At 68.3% G+C, this 16,968-nt stretch carries 17 protein-coding genes; 4 read left to right on the top strand and 13 right to left on the bottom strand.

The window, feature by feature from the left end:
- Window positions 1-16: 16 nt before the first annotated feature.
- From ACZ6YV_RS29325 to gatC, 9 genes are all read right to left on the bottom strand, one after another.
- A complete protein-coding gene (locus ACZ6YV_RS29325; RefSeq protein WP_465512671.1) occupies window positions 17-733 on the bottom strand; it encodes a cupin in 717 nt (238 codons plus the stop codon).
- Entirely contained in the window at window positions 723-1,640 is a 918-nt protein-coding gene (locus ACZ6YV_RS29320) for a DUF6807 domain-containing protein (RefSeq protein WP_465512670.1), read from the bottom strand. Before ACZ6YV_RS29320 ends, ACZ6YV_RS29325 begins: the two co-directional genes overlap by 11 nt.
- Complete coding sequence (locus tag ACZ6YV_RS29315) at window positions 1,637-2,698, bottom strand: Gfo/Idh/MocA family protein (protein WP_465512669.1); 1,062 nt, start codon at window positions 2,696-2,698, stop codon at window positions 1,637-1,639. Before ACZ6YV_RS29315 ends, ACZ6YV_RS29320 begins: the two co-directional genes overlap by 4 nt.
- Before the next feature lie 99 nt (window positions 2,699-2,797).
- Window positions 2,798-3,304 (bottom strand): hypothetical protein, encoded by a 507-nt coding sequence (locus tag ACZ6YV_RS29310; RefSeq protein WP_465512668.1) that lies wholly within the window; start codon window positions 3,302-3,304, stop codon window positions 2,798-2,800.
- Window positions 3,297-4,802: an Asp-tRNA(Asn)/Glu-tRNA(Gln) amidotransferase subunit GatB gene (gene gatB / locus ACZ6YV_RS29305; RefSeq protein WP_465512667.1), complete on the bottom strand. Its 1,506-nt coding sequence runs from the start codon at window positions 4,800-4,802 to the stop codon at window positions 3,297-3,299. The genes ACZ6YV_RS29310 and gatB overlap by 8 nt, the downstream gene beginning before the upstream one ends.
- Complete coding sequence (locus ACZ6YV_RS29300) at window positions 4,799-5,452, bottom strand: hypothetical protein (RefSeq protein WP_465512666.1); 654 nt, start codon at window positions 5,450-5,452, stop codon at window positions 4,799-4,801. The genes gatB and ACZ6YV_RS29300 overlap by 4 nt, the downstream gene beginning before the upstream one ends.
- A complete protein-coding gene (locus ACZ6YV_RS29295; RefSeq protein ID WP_465512665.1) occupies window positions 5,453-6,733 on the bottom strand; it encodes an AAA family ATPase in 1,281 nt (426 codons plus the stop codon).
- A 1-nt stretch (window position 6,734) separates the two neighbouring features.
- Window positions 6,735-8,249 (bottom strand): Asp-tRNA(Asn)/Glu-tRNA(Gln) amidotransferase subunit GatA, encoded by a 1,515-nt coding sequence (gatA, locus tag ACZ6YV_RS29290; RefSeq protein ID WP_465512664.1) that lies wholly within the window; start codon window positions 8,247-8,249, stop codon window positions 6,735-6,737.
- Window positions 8,246-8,545, bottom strand: a complete 300-nt coding sequence (gene gatC, locus ACZ6YV_RS29285) for an Asp-tRNA(Asn)/Glu-tRNA(Gln) amidotransferase subunit GatC (protein ID WP_005162012.1) — start codon at window positions 8,543-8,545, stop codon at window positions 8,246-8,248. Before gatC ends, gatA begins: the two co-directional genes overlap by 4 nt.
- 258 nt (window positions 8,546-8,803) lie before the next feature.
- On the opposite strand from gatC, the gene ACZ6YV_RS29280 reads away from it, so the two are divergent.
- The gene (locus tag ACZ6YV_RS29280; protein ID WP_378238009.1) at window positions 8,804-9,457 is read left to right on the top strand and encodes an ACT domain-containing protein; all 654 of its coding nucleotides are present in this window, start codon (window positions 8,804-8,806) and stop codon (window positions 9,455-9,457) included.
- 72 nt (window positions 9,458-9,529) lie between these two features.
- Here ACZ6YV_RS29280 and ACZ6YV_RS29275 read toward each other — a convergent pair whose 3' ends face one another.
- From ACZ6YV_RS29275 to ACZ6YV_RS29260, 4 genes are read right to left on the bottom strand one after another with little or no spacing between them, the layout of a single operon-like run.
- Window positions 9,530-10,027 carry a GNAT family N-acetyltransferase gene (locus tag ACZ6YV_RS29275; protein WP_465512663.1) on the bottom strand — a complete coding sequence of 166 codons (498 nt, stop codon included), beginning with the start codon at window positions 10,025-10,027 and terminating at the stop codon, window positions 9,530-9,532.
- A complete protein-coding gene (ligA, locus tag ACZ6YV_RS29270; protein WP_465512662.1) occupies window positions 10,020-12,152 on the bottom strand; it encodes an NAD-dependent DNA ligase LigA in 2,133 nt (710 codons plus the stop codon). Before ligA ends, ACZ6YV_RS29275 begins: the two co-directional genes overlap by 8 nt.
- A gap of 10 nt (window positions 12,153-12,162) precedes the next feature.
- Window positions 12,163-12,867 carry a hypothetical protein gene (locus ACZ6YV_RS29265; protein WP_465512661.1) on the bottom strand — a complete coding sequence of 235 codons (705 nt, stop codon included), beginning with the start codon at window positions 12,865-12,867 and terminating at the stop codon, window positions 12,163-12,165.
- Window positions 12,868-12,889: 22 nt separating this feature from the next.
- Window positions 12,890-13,927: a methionine synthase gene (locus ACZ6YV_RS29260; RefSeq protein ID WP_465512660.1), complete on the bottom strand. Its 1,038-nt coding sequence runs from the start codon at window positions 13,925-13,927 to the stop codon at window positions 12,890-12,892.
- 120 nt (window positions 13,928-14,047) lie between these two features.
- Here ACZ6YV_RS29260 and ACZ6YV_RS29255 point away from each other — a divergent pair, with 120 nt between their 5' ends.
- The 3 genes from ACZ6YV_RS29255 (at window position 14,048) to ACZ6YV_RS29245 (ending at window position 16,698) form a co-directional block, all read left to right on the top strand.
- Window positions 14,048-14,857 (top strand): LURP-one-related family protein, encoded by an 810-nt coding sequence (locus ACZ6YV_RS29255; RefSeq protein ID WP_465512659.1) that lies wholly within the window; start codon window positions 14,048-14,050, stop codon window positions 14,855-14,857.
- Window positions 14,858-15,220: 363 nt separating this feature from the next.
- On the top strand, window positions 15,221-16,258 hold the full coding sequence (locus tag ACZ6YV_RS29250; RefSeq protein WP_465512658.1) for an MBL fold metallo-hydrolase: 1,038 nt from the start codon (window positions 15,221-15,223) through the stop codon (window positions 16,256-16,258).
- Window positions 16,255-16,698, top strand: coding sequence for a GNAT family N-acetyltransferase (locus ACZ6YV_RS29245; RefSeq protein ID WP_465512657.1), 444 nt, complete (start codon window positions 16,255-16,257; stop codon window positions 16,696-16,698). The genes ACZ6YV_RS29250 and ACZ6YV_RS29245 overlap by 4 nt, the downstream gene beginning before the upstream one ends.
- The last annotated feature ends 270 nt before the right edge of the window (window positions 16,699-16,968 follow it).

Below are 16,968 nucleotides of genomic sequence, written 5' to 3'. Positions count from 1 at the left end.
ATAGGTGACCAAATGGTCACACGTCAAGCCGGTACTCCGCCCGCCGCCCGCACATCCCGTAACCGTCCTTTTTGGACGGGACGGCGACCCGGACACCGGCCTGTCCGAGATGGCTCGCGTCACCGTTCGCCAGTGCCCTCAGGTGTTCTCCGGTCAGTTCGGCGGCGGCCAGCGCACCGGACCGCCAGCGCGGGATCCACGCGTCGACCTTCGGCGCGACCAGCGCGGCGGCCGCGCGGTGGAAGTCCCTCAGCGGGCCGGGGTCTCCCGAGACGAGAGCGTCCCGGATCGGCAGGTAGCCCTCGATCGCCAGATCCCGGCGACGGCGGGCCGCATCGTCGTCGCCGGGCATCGCGGCGGCCTCCGCGTACGCGTCCGGGTCGGCGAGGATCGGCGGCGGGAAGGTGAAGACAGCGTCACCCGCTTCGGGCAGGCCGCTGTTCTGCATGAGCACGGTGATCCGCAGATCGTCGCGCTGCACCATGCGATGGACCGTGCCGGGCGTGAACCACGCGACCACCCCGGTTTCGAGGTCGATCTCCCGGTAGCCGCCGACGTCGAGCGTCTGCACCGCGCCGCGGCCACCGGTGACGACGTAGGCCTCGGTACAGGCCAGGTGCAGATGCGGACTGCCGCCGCACACCCCGTCCACGGCCTCCCATTCGTAGGCGCACAGATGGGAAAGGCCGATACCGCCGGGAAGCGGGAACACGGTGACCTCCTCAGAATCCATGGGACTTCAGGTAGTGCTCGACGCGGTCGCGATCCCAGGCGCCGTCCGCGACCACCACGCGGTAGCGGTAGTGGAAACTCTCGCCGGGCGGCAGGGTGAACTCGTCGAAGAACGCCCAGGAGAACGCCACCGTCGGGATGTCGTGCGACCGGACGAACCAATGCGACTCGTGGATCGCGTGCTCGTTCTCCGGCGCGTGCGCGAAGACCAGCGTCGATTTCGCGTCGACCTCGTCGTGTTCGCCGACGAACGCCAGCCACGGCGCCTGCCGCCCCATCATCTCCTCGCCGCCGAGGGCGCCGGGGCCGAGGATCTCGCCGCCGCTGAACTCGCGGGGCCCGCGCCAGTGCAGGCCGGTGTAGCCCGCCATCTCGCGTCCGGCCGTCGTCGGGCTGCCGAATTCCAGGGGCTCGCCGCGGATGTTGGTCAGGGTGATCGCCCAGTCGAGAGCCCAGCTGCCCTCGTCCGGCGCCACGGAGTGGACGACGAGGTCGCGCCGCTCGCGCGCCCATTCCCCGCCGCCGTTCTCGATCCAGGTCAGCTTCTCGCCCAGTGTCAGGCTTTCGTCCTCGACGGCGAACTCCTCGAAACCGTCGTGCCGCATCGAACCGACGAGGTCCGGCAGGTCCTGGTACCGATCCCCGGGAACGTAACTCCAGCCGCCCCAGAAGTTCTGGCCGGACAGATGACTCGACGTCATCTGGAGTCCCTTGTGCCAGCGGTGATCCGACGGCCGATAGGCGCTGACCTGGCGCCCGGCCAGCGTCCGGAGCGGATGCGTGTAGGGCTTGCGCGACTCGTAGGCGGCGGGATCTGGTCTGTACACATAGGACAGGAGTTCGACACCCGCGGACTCGACGGTGACGCGTTCGCCGTGCCGGTGGGTGACGGTGATGGGTGCGCTCACGATTCCCCGTTCATGGATGCGTAGAAGGGATCCTCGGAGGTGATCTCGCCCGCGTGGACCAGGCGGCCGGTGAACGCGGATTTGTACAGCGCGGCGATGAATTCGAGTGCCTGCCGCCCGTCGGCGCCGCTGCACGGTGGACGTTCCCCTGCCCTGATCGCGGCCAGAACCTGCGTCAGCTGAGCGGTGTGCGAGCTGGCGAGGTTCGTCGCCGGCGCGCGCCAATCCTTGGCCACGTGCGGCGCGGGCGTGTAGGCCCAGTCTTCGTTTCCGTAGCCGTAGAGATGGGTCAGCTCGACGGTCGCGCGAGAACAGTCGATGCGGATCCGGCTGACCTCGTCCGGCGAGAGGACACTGTTGACCACCGTGGCCAGCGCGCCGGATTCGAAGCGCACCAAGGCCGTCGACACGTCGTCGGTGCGGACGTCGTGCACGAGCCTGCCGGTCATCGCGCGGATCTCGGCCCAGTCGCCGAGCAGGTGCAGGAGCAGGTCGATCTGGTGGATTCCCTGGCCCATCGCGGGGCCGCCGCCCTCGGTCGCCCAGTCGCCACGCCAAGGGACGGCGTAGTACTCCGCGTCGCGGAACCACGTCGTCTGGCAGTGCGCGACCAGCGGCCGCCCGAGTTCGCCCGCGGCCAGCAACTCGCGGAAATTCCCGGCGGCGGAGCCGAACCGGTGCTGGAACACGAAAGCCGCGTACGGCCCGCCCTCGGACTCGGCCGCGGTGATCTCGTCGTATTCGGACAGGGACAGGCAAGGCGGCTTCTCGCACCAGACCCACGCCCCGGCGGCCAGCGCCCGCGAGGTCTGCCCGGCGTGCAGCGCGGGCGGGGTGCAGAGCGAGACGAGGTCGGGCTTCTCCTCGGCGAGGAGCCGCTCGATTTCGGTGTAGGGCTTGATATCGCCGGTGCGGAATCCGGCGACCCTGGCTTCGTCGACGTCGGCCGCGGCGACCACGGTCACTTCCGACGGATGGGCTTCGTAGGCGGCTAGATGGCTTTTGGCGATCGCTCCGGTGCCGATGATGGCCGCCCGGAGGGGGTTCCCGGTCGTCACCCGTGACCTCCACCGTCCGTATGAGGCACTCCTACGGTAGGCAGAAAGCGCTTTCTACCGCAACCCCCAAGCATTCAGAGGACTAACCGCGCGGAGGGGTCAGCGGCGAGCGCGGGTTTCGGCGCACAGGAGCCGGACGTCGAAGAAGGCGACGACGGCGGAGACGACAGCCGCCACCAGGCCGAGGTAGCGGCCGAGACCCGCACCGATCTCGATGCCGGCGGCGGAGAAGATCCCGCGCTGGTCGGCGTCGAACTGCCAGTCGAGGGTGACCAGGCCGAGCACCATCAGCAGCAGCCCGCCGATGACCGCCATCAGCCACAGATGCGGCAGGCCCGCGCGGCGGACGGCGTCGACGCGGCCGAACAGCACGACGGCGAGGCCGGGCAGGAACACCATGAAGAGCGGCGCCCAGGCGAGGAAACCCGCGTGCCACGCGTCGCGCGTGACATCGTTGGCGGGCAGCGTCGTCAGCACGTCCTCGATCTCCGGGCGCGACGCGGTCAGCGTCGTCCACGGCAGGAACAAGGCCACCAGCGCGAGCAGCCCGGCCGCGAGGCCGAGCCACTCACGCCAGGTGACCTTCTTCAGAGCGAGTTCAGGCACCGACTCGCTCGATGATCAGTTCGCGCACGCGCTTGGCGTCGGCCTGGCCCTTGGTGGCCTTCATGACCGCACCGACGATCGCCCCGGCCGCGGCCACCTTGCCGCCGCGGATCTTCTCGGCGACGTCCGGCTGCGCGGCCAGCGCCTCGTCGACGGCCGCGATGAGCGCGGAGTCGTCGGAGACGACCTTCAGGCCGCGCTTCTCGACGACCTCGGCGGGCGAACCCTCGCCGGCGAGGACGCCCTGCACGACCTCCTTGGCCAGCTTGTTGGTCAGCTCACCGGCGTTGACCAGCGCGATGACCTCGGCCAGCTGCGCCGGGGTGATCGCCAGCTCCGTCAGCTCGATCTCGCGGGAGTTGGCCTCCTGCGCCAGCGTGTTGACCCACCAGCTGCGGGCCTCGTCCGGCGTCGCGCCCGCTTCGACGGTCTCGGCGACCAGGTCGACCGCGCCGACGTTGAGCAGGTCTCGCAGCGCCTCGTCGGTCAGGTTCCACTCGTTCTGGATGCGCTTGCGACGCTCCGACGGCATCTCCGGCAGCGTCTTGCGCAGCTCCTCGACCCACTCGCGCGACGGCGCGATCGGGACCAGGTCGGGCTCCGGGAAGTACCGGTAGTCCTCGGCGGTCTCCTTGGTGCGGCCGGGCGACGTGGTGCCGTCGGCCTCCTGGAAGTGCCGCGTCTCCTGCTTGATCGAGCCACCCTCGGCGAGGATCGCCGCCTGGCGGGTCATCTCGTAGCGGACGGCGCGCTCGACACTGCGCAGCGAGTTGACGTTCTTGGTCTCGGTGCGCGTGCCGAACTCGGTCGCGTCCTTGGCCATCAGCGACACGTTGGCGTCACAGCGGACCGACCCCTGGTCCATCCGGACGTCCGAGACGTCGAGCGCGCTCAGCAGATCCCGCAGCGCGGTGACGTACGCCCGCGCGACCTCGGGCGCGCGGGCGCCGGTGTGCTCGATCGTCTTCGTGACGATCTCGATCAGCGGCACGCCGGCGCGGTTGTAGTCGAGCAGCGAGTGCTCGGCGCCGTGGATCCGGCCGGTGGCGCCACCGACGTGCAGCGACTTGCCGGTGTCCTCCTCCATGTGCGCGCGCTCGATCTCCACGCGGACGACCTCGCCGTCGTCCAGCGTCACGTCGAGGTAGCCGTTGAAGGCGATGGGCTCGTCGTACTGCGACGTCTGGAAGTTCTTCGGCTGGTCCGGGTAGAAGTAGTTCTTCCGGGCGAACCGGCACCACGACGCGATCTCGCAGTTGAGCGCGAGGCCGATGCGGATCGCTCCCTCGACGGCCTTGCCGTTCACCACCGGCAGCGAGCCGGGCAGCCCGAGACAGGTCGGGCAGACCTTGGAGTTGGGCTCTCCGCCGAACTCGTTGGCGCAGGCGCAGAACATCTTCGTGTTCGTGTTCAGCTCGACGTGCACCTCGAGGCCCAGCACCGGGTCGAACCGCTCGATGACGTCGGCGTAGTCCATCAACTCAACCACGGCGGTCACTTCTTTCCTCCAGTTTCGATGAACCCGAGCTTGCGCAACCCGGCGACGGTCTCCTCGTGCCAATCCTGGAAGGACGGCACGCCCAGCAGTTTCGTCAAACTGATCCGCTCGGCGATGAGCTCCAGGTGGAAATGGATGGATCGTTGCCTTCGCCCGCTCGATCGTAGTGTCTCGGCAAGCGTCCGCTTCGGATCCGACAGCCGCTCCACCGCCGGCAGATGGCCTGCTTCGAACACCCGTGAGGCGTCGATCCTCCTGCCGATCAGCTGGTTCACCTCGTCGAGGTCGGCGAGGGCCCAGCTCTCCATCTCCCTGACAGGCACCAGCTGGAGCAGCAGAGGTTTGGTACCACTCGCCTTGCCCCACTCGCGGAGCATCGGTTCCCAGCATTTCTTGGCCTCACGCTCGGGCTTTGCCATCCCGTCGTAATGAAAGAACGCCAGGTCGAGACCCGGCGATCGGCCGAGGAACTGCTCGCACAGGGTTGTCCAGGTATCCGGGCCGCGACGAAACACCAACGGCACGGCAACGTCGAAACCTGCGCCGTAGTGTGTTTCGGAAACGTCCTTGAGCACCCGCTCCATCAACGGTTTGAAGAAGCTCTCGTCAGACGAACCTTCGACCGCGACAGCGGTCCTCAGCAGCCGCACTCAAGCCCCCAGCAGCTCTCGCGCTTCGTCCCGGCTAATGCCTGGCAAGGCCCGCTGCTCGTGCCTGGACAACGTTTCGAGTTCACTCGATTCGGTCAAGGCTCGAACTCGCGACACCATGCTGCTGCCTCGTCCCGGCTCACCCGGCTCGATCCTGGTGACCCAGTCCATTACGAGCATATCCTCGGAGTCGAGTTCGAACAGCATCAGAGGAGAATGACTGGAGAGAATCAACTGAGCACGCGGTTCGCCTGGAATCGGATTGGTGACGATGTCCTTCAATGCCCCTATCAAATTGCGCAAGCGCTCCGGGAAGATGCCATTTTCAGGCTCCTCGAAGCACATCAGCCCTCGATACAACGGATCGTAAAGAGCCGCGAGCAAGGCCAGCACACGCAGAGTTCCATCAGACGCCACACGCGCGCTGATCTGCCCGTCGCGATTGACCAAGTGGGCTTCCCACTCCTCACTCGCGTTCTTGCTGACACCCACACGGGAGACGCCGCGCACGACTCGCACCAGATCGACAGCGATCTCGTCCAGCGAACTGCCGTAGTCATTATGAGTGGATTCTTCGATCCTGCGCAGGACGCTCGCGAGATTGGCACCATCCGACGCCAAAGGCCCGTCTACTCGATCCGGAGGACTGGGCTTACGGAGCGCGACGGGATCCAACTGCAGGAACCGCCAGGATTCCATTTCACCACGGATCGCGAACAAGGACGGGAAATCAGCCACCGAGGTGAAACCGGAAAGCACTGTCGCCCGAGCCGACTTCGCAGGGCGACGCAATCCGTATTCTTGCCTCTCGGGATGGATCACGAACTCCCGAGCATCGTCCGAGTCCACGGTTTCCAGGAACGGCACGGTGGGCTCTTCAAGAGAGTATGCCGTTTCGCGGGATACATAAACCCTGCGGTTCATATCCCTATCGAACTTCAGCTCGATGTCCAACTCGTACCGAACGCGGCGATGCTGGATCTCCACTTGTTGATCGAATGAGTCCGTCACCGTGGGTTCAAGGTGCATCTCGGCCGCGAAGCGCATCAAGGTGACAATTCCGTTGCCACCCTTGTGGAACTGCTCCGCGAGATTGCCCCGCGTGTCCGCGAAGGCCTCGAGCAGGGTCGGCGCGCTGACCATGCGCCGCAGCAGCTGGATGGCATCGAACAGGTTGGACTTGCCGCTGGCGTTCTGGCCGAGGACGACCAGGAACGGCGGCAGGTCCAACCCGAAGTGATCGAACGACTTGAAGCCGTCGATCTCGATGCGTGTCAGCAAGTCACGCCTTTCCCAGCTCCGGAACCTCGTGCACCAGCGAACCACCGTTGGCGGCGTCGCGCGCGACCTCGTAGGCGGCGCCGACGCGGTACAGCCTGTCGTCGGCCATCGCGGGGGCCATGATCTGCAGGCCGACCGGCAGGCCGTCCTCGTGCGACAGTCCACTCGGGACGCTCATCGCGGCGTTGCCCGCCAGGTTCGACGGAATGGTGCAGAGGTCCGCCAGGTACATCGCCATCGGGTCGTCGACGCGTTCGCCGATCTTGAACGCCGTCGTCGGCGTGGTCGGCGAGACCAGCACGTCCACCTTTTCGTACGCGGCTTCGAAGTCGCGCGTGATGAGCGTGCGGACCTTCTGCGCCGAGCCGTAGTAGGCGTCGTAGTAGCCCGAAGAGAGCGCGTACGTGCCGAGCATGATGCGGCGCTTGACCTCGGGGCCGAAGCCCTTCTCGCGGGTCAGCGACATGACCTCTTCGGCGCTGTGCGCGCCGTCGTCGGACACGCGCAGGCCGTAGCGCATGGCGTCGAACCGGGCGAGGTTCGACGAGCACTCGCTCGGCGCGATCAGGTAGTACGCGGGCAGCGCGTAGGTGAAGCTCGGGCACGAGACCTCGACGACTTCGGCGCCGAGCGCGCGAAGCTGCTCGACAGCGGCCTCGAACGACCGCGACACGCCCGACTGGTAACCGTCGCCGGAAAATTCCTTCACCACGCCGACGCGGACGCCCTTGAGGTCACCGGTCAGGCCCTGGCGGGCCGCGGCGACCACCGGCGGGACCGGCGCGTCGATCGAGGTCGAGTCCATCGGGTCGTACCCGGCGATGACCTCGTGCAAGAGGGCGGCGTCGAGCACCGTCCGCGCGCAGGGTCCGGCCTGGTCGAGCGACGACGAGAAGGCGACGAGACCGTAGCGGGAGACACCGCCGTACGTCGGCTTCACGCCGACGGTGCCGGTGACCGCGCCGGGCTGGCGGATCGAGCCGCCGGTGTCGGTGCCGATCGCGATCGCGGCCTCGAACGCCGCGATGGACGCCGAGGAGCCACCGCCGGAGCCACCCGGGATGCGGGCGTGGTCCCACGGGTTGTGCGTCGGGCCGAACGCGGAGTTCTCCGTGGAGGAGCCCATCGCGAACTCGTCCATGTTGGTCTTGCCGAGCACCACGACACCGGCTTCGCGCAGCTTGCGCGTCACGGTGGCGTCGTACGGCGGGATCCAGTTCTCCAGCGTCTTCGAACCGACGGTGGTCGGGATGCCCTTGGTGGTCAGCACGTCCTTGAGCGCCAGCGGCACCCCGGCGAGCGCCGACTTCGGCGCCTTGCCCTCGGCGACGTCCGCGTCCACCGCGCGGGCCGCGGCGAGCGCGCCCTCGGTGTCCACGTGCAGGAACGCGTGGATGTGGTCGTCGACCTCGGCGATCCGGTCCAGGTGGGCCTGGGTGACCTCGACGGCCGAGACCTCACGGGACTGGATCTTTTCCGCCAGCTCGGCGGCGGTCAGCTTGACGATTTCGGTCACTGTTCTTCTCCCAGAATCCGCGGCACCCGGAAACGACCCTCTTCGCTGGCCGGCGCACCGGCCAGCGCCTGCTGCTGGGTCAGCCCCGGTCGGACCGTGTCCTCACGGAACACGTTGGTCAGCGGCACGGCGTGCGACGTGGGCGGGACGTCCTCGCCTGCGACCTCGCTCACTTTGGCCACCGAGTCCAGGATCTGGTCGAGCTGGCCTGCGAAGACGTCCAGCTCCTCTTCGGTGACGGCAAGCCTGGCCAGCTTGGCGAGGTGCGCGACCTCGTCGCGGGAAATGTTGGGCACGCGGGTGACTCCCGGGGTGTGCTGTGCGGGTTCTGTCGGAAGCTGCAAGTCTATGGTGGCGGTGTCGGCGGACTCGACTGGGTTACGCCGCGGCCCGCGCTCCGGCCCGGGGTAGGGCACTTCGGGTAAGGAGTGCCTGGTTCGTTATCCCGAAGGCCGGATGGCGGGCCCCATTACACCGTCCGGTCTGTCACAATCGGCGCCCGGCGTAGCGCGTTCCACGGCGAGGCTGGAACGCCTGAGGCGAGAGGGGCGCGTGTGTCGTTCCTGATCCGGGTCCAATTACCGGACACCCCGGGGACCCTCGGCGCGGTCGCTTCCGCGCTCGGCACCGTCGGCGCCGACATCCTGAGCGTGGACGTGGTCGAACGCGGCGGCGGAATCGCCATCGACGACCTCGTCGTCGAAATCCCCTCCGGCAGGCTGCCGGACGCGCTGATCACCGCCGCCGAAAGCGTCGACGGTGTCGAGGTCGACGCCGTCCGCCCGTACGCCGGGGTGCTGGACACCCATCGCGAACTCGAACTGGTCGAGGAGATCGCCGCGAAGCCCGCTTCGGGGCTGGAGATCCTCGCCGAAGGGGTGCCGCGGATCATCCGGGCAGGCTGGGCGGTCGTCGTCGAGCACTCGGAGCCCGGCGCGCTGCGGCTGGCGTCGTCCAGCGCGGCGCCCGAGACGCCGATCACCGACCTGCCGTGGCTGCCGCTGGAACGCGCCACCATCCTCGACGCCGAAGAGGCGTGGGTGCCGGAGACGTGGAAGGAACTGGGGACCGAACTCGCGGCCACGCCGCTGGGGAAGCCGGGTAAGGCGCTGCTGGTCGCGCGGCCGGGCGGGCCGAACTTCCGGGCCGCCGAGGTGGCACGGCTGGCGCACTTCGCGGGGATCGTCGCCGTCGTCCTGGACAGCTGACCTCCGCGTTTCGTCCTCTGAATGCGGTAGTTGCACGCGCAAGCACCGCATTCGGAGGACGAAACGCCGTACCTACGCGAGCTCCAGGCGGTAGGCGATCAGCGTCACACCGGGATGCGGCTCCCAGTCCCGCTCGGGCAGCCGCACGAACCCGAGCCGCTCGTAGAGCCGGTGCGCCCGCTCCATCGTGACCAGGCTGCACAGCACCACCCGGTCCGCGTCCAGTTCCCGGGCCCGCGCGATGACCGCCCTGGTCAGCGCTTCGCCGATGCCGCGCCCTGTCGCCGAAGGCGCCACGCCGAGCATCCGGAACTCCAGTTCGCCTTCGCGTGACAGCTCGGCGAACGGCGTGTCCGGCCGCGCGATGGTGACCGTGCCGACCAGCGTGCCGTCACCGTCCACCGCGACCAGGAGCTCGGCCTGCTCCGCCCGCTTGGCTGCGTCGACGAGCTCGGCCGCGTAGCCGACGCCCTCCACGAGGCCCCGTTCCGCGGAGTACGCGGCCAGGGTGAGTTCCCCGACCGCCTTCAGTTCCTCGGCCCGTGCGGGCCGGATCTCCAGGTCACTCACCGGTCTCCTCCTCGGTCGGCAACGCGAGCTCGGCGGCGGCCTCGGGGCCGACTTCCAGCAGCACCCGGAAGCCGTTCTCGTCGAGCACCGGCACCTTCAGCTGGACGGCCTTGTCGTACTTCGTCCCCGGCGCGTCGCCGACGACGACGAACGCCGTCTTCTTCGACACCGAACCGGCCGCCTTCCCACCGCGGGCCATGATGAACTCCTTGGCCTCGTCGCGGGAGTAGAGATTCAGCGAACCGGTGACGACGATCGAAAGTCCTTCGAGGTTGCGCGGGATGGACTCGTCGCGCTCCTCCTCCATCCGCACTCCGGCCGCACGCCACTTCTCGACGATCTCGCGGTGCCAATCGACCTCGAACCACTCTTTCGCGGCTCGCACGATTGTCGGGCCGACCCCGTCGACGGCGGCGAGCTCCTCTTCGGAAGCGTTCTCGATCTTTTCCAGCGAACCGAATTCCCGCGCGAGCGCCTGCGCGGCCGTCGGGCCGACGTGCCGGATCGAAAGCCCGACGACGACCTTCCACAGTGGACGGTCCTTGACGGTTTCGAGGTTCTCCAGCAGTTTCCGCCCGTTGGCCGACAGCTCCCCCGCCTTGGTTCGGAACAGTTCGACTTCGAGCAGCTTCTCCTCGTCCAGGTCGAAGATGTCCCCTTCGTCGTGCACGACCCCGGCGTCCAGCAGCGCCACCGCGGCCTCGTACCCGACCACCTCGATGTCGAAGACGTTCCGGCTCGCCAGATGGAACAGCCGTTCCCGCCGCTGCGCCGGGCAGAACTGCGAGTTCGGGCAACGGATGTCGATGTCGCCCTCCTTCTGGTACGCCAGTTCGGTGTCGCAGTTGGGGCAGCGCAGCGGCATGACGAACTCGCGCTCTTCACCGGTGCGCGCGTCGGCCACCGGGCCGAGCACCTCGGGGATGACGTCGCCCGCCTTGCGGATGACGACCTTGTCCCCGATCAGCACGCCCTTGCGTTTGACCTCTTCCTGGTTGTGCAACGTCGCCATCGCGACCGTGGAGCCCGCCACCTTCACCGGCTCCATCACCGCGAACGGGGTGACCCGCCCGGTGCGGCCGACGTTGACCTGGATGTCCAGCAGGGTGGTGATCGCCTCTTCCGGCGGGTACTTGTAGGCGATCGCCCAGCGCGGCGCGCGCGAGGTCGTGCCGAGACGGCGCTGCAGCGCGACCTCGTCGACCTTGATGACGACGCCGTCGATCTCGTGCTCGGCGTCGTGGCGGTGCTCGCCCCAGTACTCGATGTGCTCCAGCAGTTCCTTGTCCGAACCCAGCACCTTGCTGTGCGGCGACACCGGCAGGCCCCACGCGGCGAGCGCGTCGTACGCCTCGGACTGGCGCTTCGGCTCGAATCCCTCGCGTTTGCCCAGCCCGTGGCAGATCAGCCGCAGGTTGCGGGACTTCGTGATCTTGGGATCCTTCTGCCGCAACGATCCGGCGGCGGTGTTGCGCGGGTTCGCGTACGGATCCTTGCCCGCCTCGACCATCTTCGCGTTGAGCGCCAGGAAGTCCTCGACGCGGAAGTACACCTCGCCGCGGACCTCGACCAGCGCGGGCACCGGGAACTCGTCCGTTCCGGTCAGTCTGTCCGGCACCTGCTCCAGCGTGCGGACGTTGAGCGTGACGTCCTCGCCGGTGCGGCCGTCACCCCTGGTCAGCGCGCGGGTCAGGCGGCCGTTCTCGTACAGCAGGTTGATCGCGAGCCCGTCGATCTTCAGCTCGGCGAGGTACTTCGTCGCGCCGATCTCCTTCTGGACCCGCTCGACCCAGGTCTCGAACTCCTCACCGTCGAAGACGTTGTCCAGGCTGAGCATGCGCTCGAGGTGGTCGTGCGCGACGAACTCCGTCGAGAACGTGCCACCGACGTTCTGTGTCGGCGACTCCGGCGTCACCAGCCCCGGATGCTCGTCTTCGATGGCCTGGAGTTCGTTGAGCAGCTCGTCGAACTGGCCATCGGACACGATCGGTGAATCCAGCACGTAGTACCGGAACTGGTGCCCGCGGATCTCCTCCGCCAGTTCGGCGTGCCTTTCTCGGACCTCGGCGGGGACCTCGGTGATGTCCTGCACTGGCTCGGGGTTTTCCGGAAGTTCGCTGCTCACGGGGGTAAGCCTAGTCGGGGGTACCGACAATTCCGGACGCCCTCGGGTCGAGTCGGGCGACCACTTCGCGCAGTTCCAGAAGGGTCAGCTGCCCGTCCCGCGCCTCGGTCACGAGCTCGACCTTGCCCAGCCGTTCGGCCGCGACGCGCTCACCCAGCGTGGCGTCCAGCGGCAGGAAGGTCATGGTCGTCCGGGTCTCCGGGCGGAGTTCCCCGATCAGGGGATGGAACACCGTGACGTCCACCCGTCCGGCTGATTCGTCCACCTTCGCGGTCACCCGGACGTCGGCGAGCGCGACGCTCGTCTCACCGAGGTTGACGGTCACCTCACTCGGATCGGGGACCGGCGGCACGGAGTCGTGGTACTCCCAGATCGCGTCCTCTGGCGGCGCGGCGGCCTTCCACGCGTCGGTGTACGGGCGCAGTTCCGGATCCTCCTGGCCGGTGAGCACCAGCGAGTAGATCGCCCGGTGCCCCCGATCGAGGGAAAAGTGCAGGCGGGGGTGCAGCGCCTCGACGATGGTGCAGAGATCGTGTTCCACGCGGTGCGGTTCGCGGTCGCCGAGCGCGGCGCTGACCTCCGGCAGGAGCTCGAACCACGCCTCCCAGAACGTCACCGCCGCGGCGGCCGCGTCCTCGGGGACCGGCTGCTCCGGCCAGGCGGTGCGGGGGTCGGGAACGTCCTCGGACTTGCGGGAACGGCGGAACAAACGCATGAAGGGCACGCTACCGCGCCGGTCACCAGCCTTCAGGCGGTTCGGTGAAAGCCTTGCCGGCCTCCCGGCTGAGCGTGAGCGCGCGGCGCATCCACTCGGGGGTGGCGCCCGCGAGACCGCAAGCCGGGGTCGGCACGACGAGTTCGGCGAGGATCTCGCGGCGGAAGCCGAGCCTGTCGACGAGCTTGAGCACGGGCGTGACCACGTCACGCAGCTCCACCGGAACCCCGGGGTCGGCGGTGGGGACGAGCCCGAGCATCAGCGTCGTGCCGGAGTCCAGCGTCTCGCCGATTTCGTCGAGCTGCGCGGGCGAAGCGCCCCTCAGCAGGGCGAAATCGAAGGCGATCGCCTTCGCTCCCGCCGCGCGCAGCAACGAAATCGGCGGTTTTCCGGCGCAGCAGTGCACCGCGACCGGCTGTCCGGTGATGCGCTCCGCCCCGGAGATCACCGTCGACAGCAGCTCGCGGGCCTCCGGCGCGGGCACGGCGGGAACGGTGCCGTAGCCGGACGCCGTCGGGAGATCGCCGTCGAGGACAGCGGGCAGCGACGGTTCGTCGAACTGGAGCACCACCGGCGCGCCGACGCGTGACTTCAGCTCCGCGACGTGGGCGGCCAGGCCGTCCAGCAGCGACGCGGAGAAATCGCGCAGCGCGCCTCTGTCGGTGAGGATCCGGTGCCCGCGCTGGAGTTCGACGTTCGCGGCGAGCGTCCAGGGTCCGGCGACCTGCGCCTTGAACACCGGCGGGGCGACGCCCGCCTTTTCCCGCGCCTCCTGGACGGCGTCGAGGTCCCAGCTCATCAGGTCGAGGGCCCGGCGGTGGTCGTGCCCCGGACGGGCGGCGACGCGATAGCCGCTCGGCACCACCTCGACCGCGAGATCGACCAGCAGCGCCGCCGTCCGGCCGATCATGTCGGCCCCGACGCCGCGCGCGGGAAGTTCGGGCAGAAAGGGGAATTCGGGCAGTTCGCCGAACACGACCGACGCGGCCTCGACCGGATCGATGCCGGGCAGGGAACCGATCGCCGTCGCCGCGCCCGGAGGCCAAGGTCGTTCGTTCACACCCGGATTCTCCCCTTGGTCCGAGTGCGCGGGGCGGCGGGGCACAGGAGGACACGGACATTCGACGCAATTGCCATCGACGAGCCCGTGGCGGCACCGAGCGCATTACGCTGACCTGCCATGACGAGCTCTCCACAGCCCGCCGGCTGGTATCCCGACCAGCAGAACCCCCGGATGTACCGGTGGTGGGACGGGCAGGCCTGGACGGCCAACACACGGCCGTCCCACGACGCCGAGATGATCGAACTGGACATCGAGGGTGCGCACGACCCGGACAAGATCCGGGCGCAGGTGGCGAAGGGAACCCAGAGCCGGGGCGGTGGGGCCACCGGCGGCGGGACCCTGTTCTCCGAACCCGTGCTGGTGGTCAACCAGCGCGCGAAACTCATCGAGATGTCCAACGAGTTCGGGGTGTTCGACCAGAACGGCAACCGGCTCGGCGGCGTCGTCCAGGTCGGGCAGAGCACGTTCAAGAAGGCCATCCGGCTGCTGACGAATTACGACCAGTACCTGACCCACCGCTTCGAAATCCGCGACGCGAACCACAGCACCGTGCTGAAGGTGACGCGACCGGCGAAGGTGTTCAAATCCCGGTTCCTGGTGACGAAGGCCGACGACTCCCCGATCGGGGAGATCGTGCAGGAGAACGTCTTCGGCAAGATCCGGCTGGGCTTCCTGGTCAACGGTCAGAAGGTCGGCGGGATCTTCGCGGAGAACTGGCGGGCGTGGAACTTCGTGATCAAGGACGACGCCGACGTCGAGATCGCGCGGATCACCAAGACCTGGGGCGGTTTCGTGAAGGCCGCGTTCACCACCGCCGACAACTACGTCGTCGAGATCCACCGGCCGCTGCGGGATCCGCTGGCCTCCATGGTGGTCGCCTCGGCGCTGACCATCGACACCGCGCTGAAGCAGGACGACAAGGGCTGAGCGCTAACGGGGTTCCGAACCCCGTCGATGCTGCCGAGCGCACGCCCGCGCAGCATTTCAGGGGTGGAGGTGATGGCCCATGGCAAAAAGGGCCGGAGTAACCGGTTCACCGTCAGCGTCAAGTTCGACTTGACACTGACGGTGAACCTCGCGGTAACCCTGGCCGGACTGCCTATACGCAGCACATCGCCCGGCATGTTCCGCAGTGGTCCGCATCGATCCGCGTCGCGGACCTCGCGGTAGCGGCCCATTCCCGGCAAGTGACCGGGGTCTCACCCCACTCAAGTGGACACTCGGCTTCCGGCGGCACAAAGTGGAGGAACTGGGGCGGCACACTGGAGTGCGTCCGGGACGGAGGTCACCATGGAGCCGTTGCCCGAAGACGGCGACCGGGACTGGGCCGAGCCAGGCGTCTACACGGTTTCGCCGGGGGTCCACCGGATCCCGCTGCCCCTGCCGCACGACGCGCTGCGCGCGGTCAACGTCTACGTCGTCACCGACGGCACCCGCCTGGTCCTCGTCGACTCGGGCTGGGCGCTGGAGTCGGCGCGCGAGCGGCTTTCGCGTGGACTCAAGGCGCTCGGCGCGGGTCTCGGCGACATCGACGAATTCCTGATCACCCACGTACATCGCGATCACTACACGATGGCCGTGGAACTGCGCCGCGAATTCGGCGGCAAGGTCGGGCTCGGCAAGCTCGAAGAGCCGTCGCTGACGCGCTCCGGCGATCCGGACCGCTTCCCGATGGAGGCGCAGGTCGGCCTGCTGGAGCGCTGTGGCGCGGCCCCCGTCGTCGAGGTGCTCGCCAAGGCCTTCGGCGATGTCCGACACACCGAGGCGCATCTGTGGGAGCAGCCCGACGAATGGCTCGCCCCCGGCAAACGCGCGATCGTGCCCGGCCGCGAGTTCGACATCGTGCACACGCCGGGCCACACGGCCGGGCACGTCGTCTTCGTCGACGACGAGGCGGGGCTGGTGTTCTCCGGCGACCACGTGCTTCCGCACATCACGCCGTCCATCGGATTCCAGCCGGTGCCCGCCGAACTGCCGCTGCGCGACTACCTCGACTCCCTGCGCCTGGTGCGCGAGATGCCGGACCGGCGCATGCTGCCCGCGCACGGCCTCGTCACCGACAGCGTCCACGCCCGCGTGGACGAACTGCTGGAGCACCACCGCGACCGCCTGGAGGTCATGGGCGCCGAGATCACCGCGGACGTCACGACGGCGTACGAGGTCGCGCTGCGGCTGGGCTGGACCCGCCGGAAGCGCAAACTCGACGAGATGGACCCGTTCAACCAGATGCTCGCCGTCCTCGAGACCAGTTCGCATCTGGATCTGCTGGTGGCGCAAGGGAAACTCACCGCGACCGAGTCCGACGGGGTGCGACACTACGTCTCATGATCATCCGTGAAGCCCGCCGGGAAGACGTCGCGGCGATCGTCGGGATGCTCGCCGACGACCAGATCGGCAGCACCCGCGATTCCGCCGACGACCTCACGCCGTACCTCAAGGCGTTCGAGGAGATCGACGCCGATCCGGCACAGCTGCTGATCGTCGCCGACGACGCCGGAGAGGCCGTCGGCACGCTCCAGCTGTCGATCATTCCCGGCCTGGCAAGGAAAGGCTCGCTGCGCGGGCAGATCGAGGCCGTCCGGGTGCGGGCGAGCCATCGCGGCTCCGGCCTCGGCGGGGAGCTGATGACGTGGGCGATCGAGGAGTCACGGCGACGGGGCTGCGCGCTCGTGCAGCTGACGTCGGACGTGAAACGCGAGGACGCGCACCGGTTCTACGAGCGGCTCGGTTTCGAGGCGAGCCACACCGGCTTCAAGCTGAAGTTCTGACTCCCGCCGCGTTTAGTCGACTAAACGCGGAGGTCGAAGCCCCCATTGCGGGTGATGCTCGTCGCAGCGTGTCGCGAAAGCCACTTTCGCGACGTCTGGTGTCCCGAAAGTGGCTTTCGCGACATCGCCGCCCCGCCAGACCGCGCCGGGTCGAGGTGGTCGTGAGTGGCAAGTGGGGTTAGGGCGGACCGGTATTTGCCTACCTGCCGCCGACCTGCGCGAAGGTGACGATCCCGGCGGACGCCCAGATCGACGGTGAAGGATTTGGGA

It is taken from the genome of Amycolatopsis sp. NPDC102522, assembly GCF_055584485.1.
Note: the sequence above shows the minus strand (reverse complement) of the source record. Positions and strands in the feature narration are given on the sequence as shown.

Excerpts from the sequence above, each read along its gene's own strand:
- ACZ6YV_RS29250 (WP_465512658.1), top strand. The coding sequence starts at position 15,221 with ATGGAGCCGTTGCCCGAAGACGGCGACCGGGACTGGGCCGAGCCAGGC.
- ACZ6YV_RS29255 (WP_465512659.1), top strand. The coding sequence starts at position 14,048 with ATGACGAGCTCTCCACAGCCCGCCGGCTGGTATCCCGACCAGCAGAAC.
- ACZ6YV_RS29325 (WP_465512671.1), bottom strand. The coding sequence starts at position 733 with ATGGATTCTGAGGAGGTCACCGTGTTCCCGCTTCCCGGCGGTATCGGC.
- ACZ6YV_RS29265 (WP_465512661.1), bottom strand. The coding sequence starts at position 12,867 with ATGCGTTTGTTCCGCCGTTCCCGCAAGTCCGAGGACGTTCCCGACCCC.
- ACZ6YV_RS29245 (WP_465512657.1), top strand. The coding sequence starts at position 16,255 with ATGATCATCCGTGAAGCCCGCCGGGAAGACGTCGCGGCGATCGTCGGG.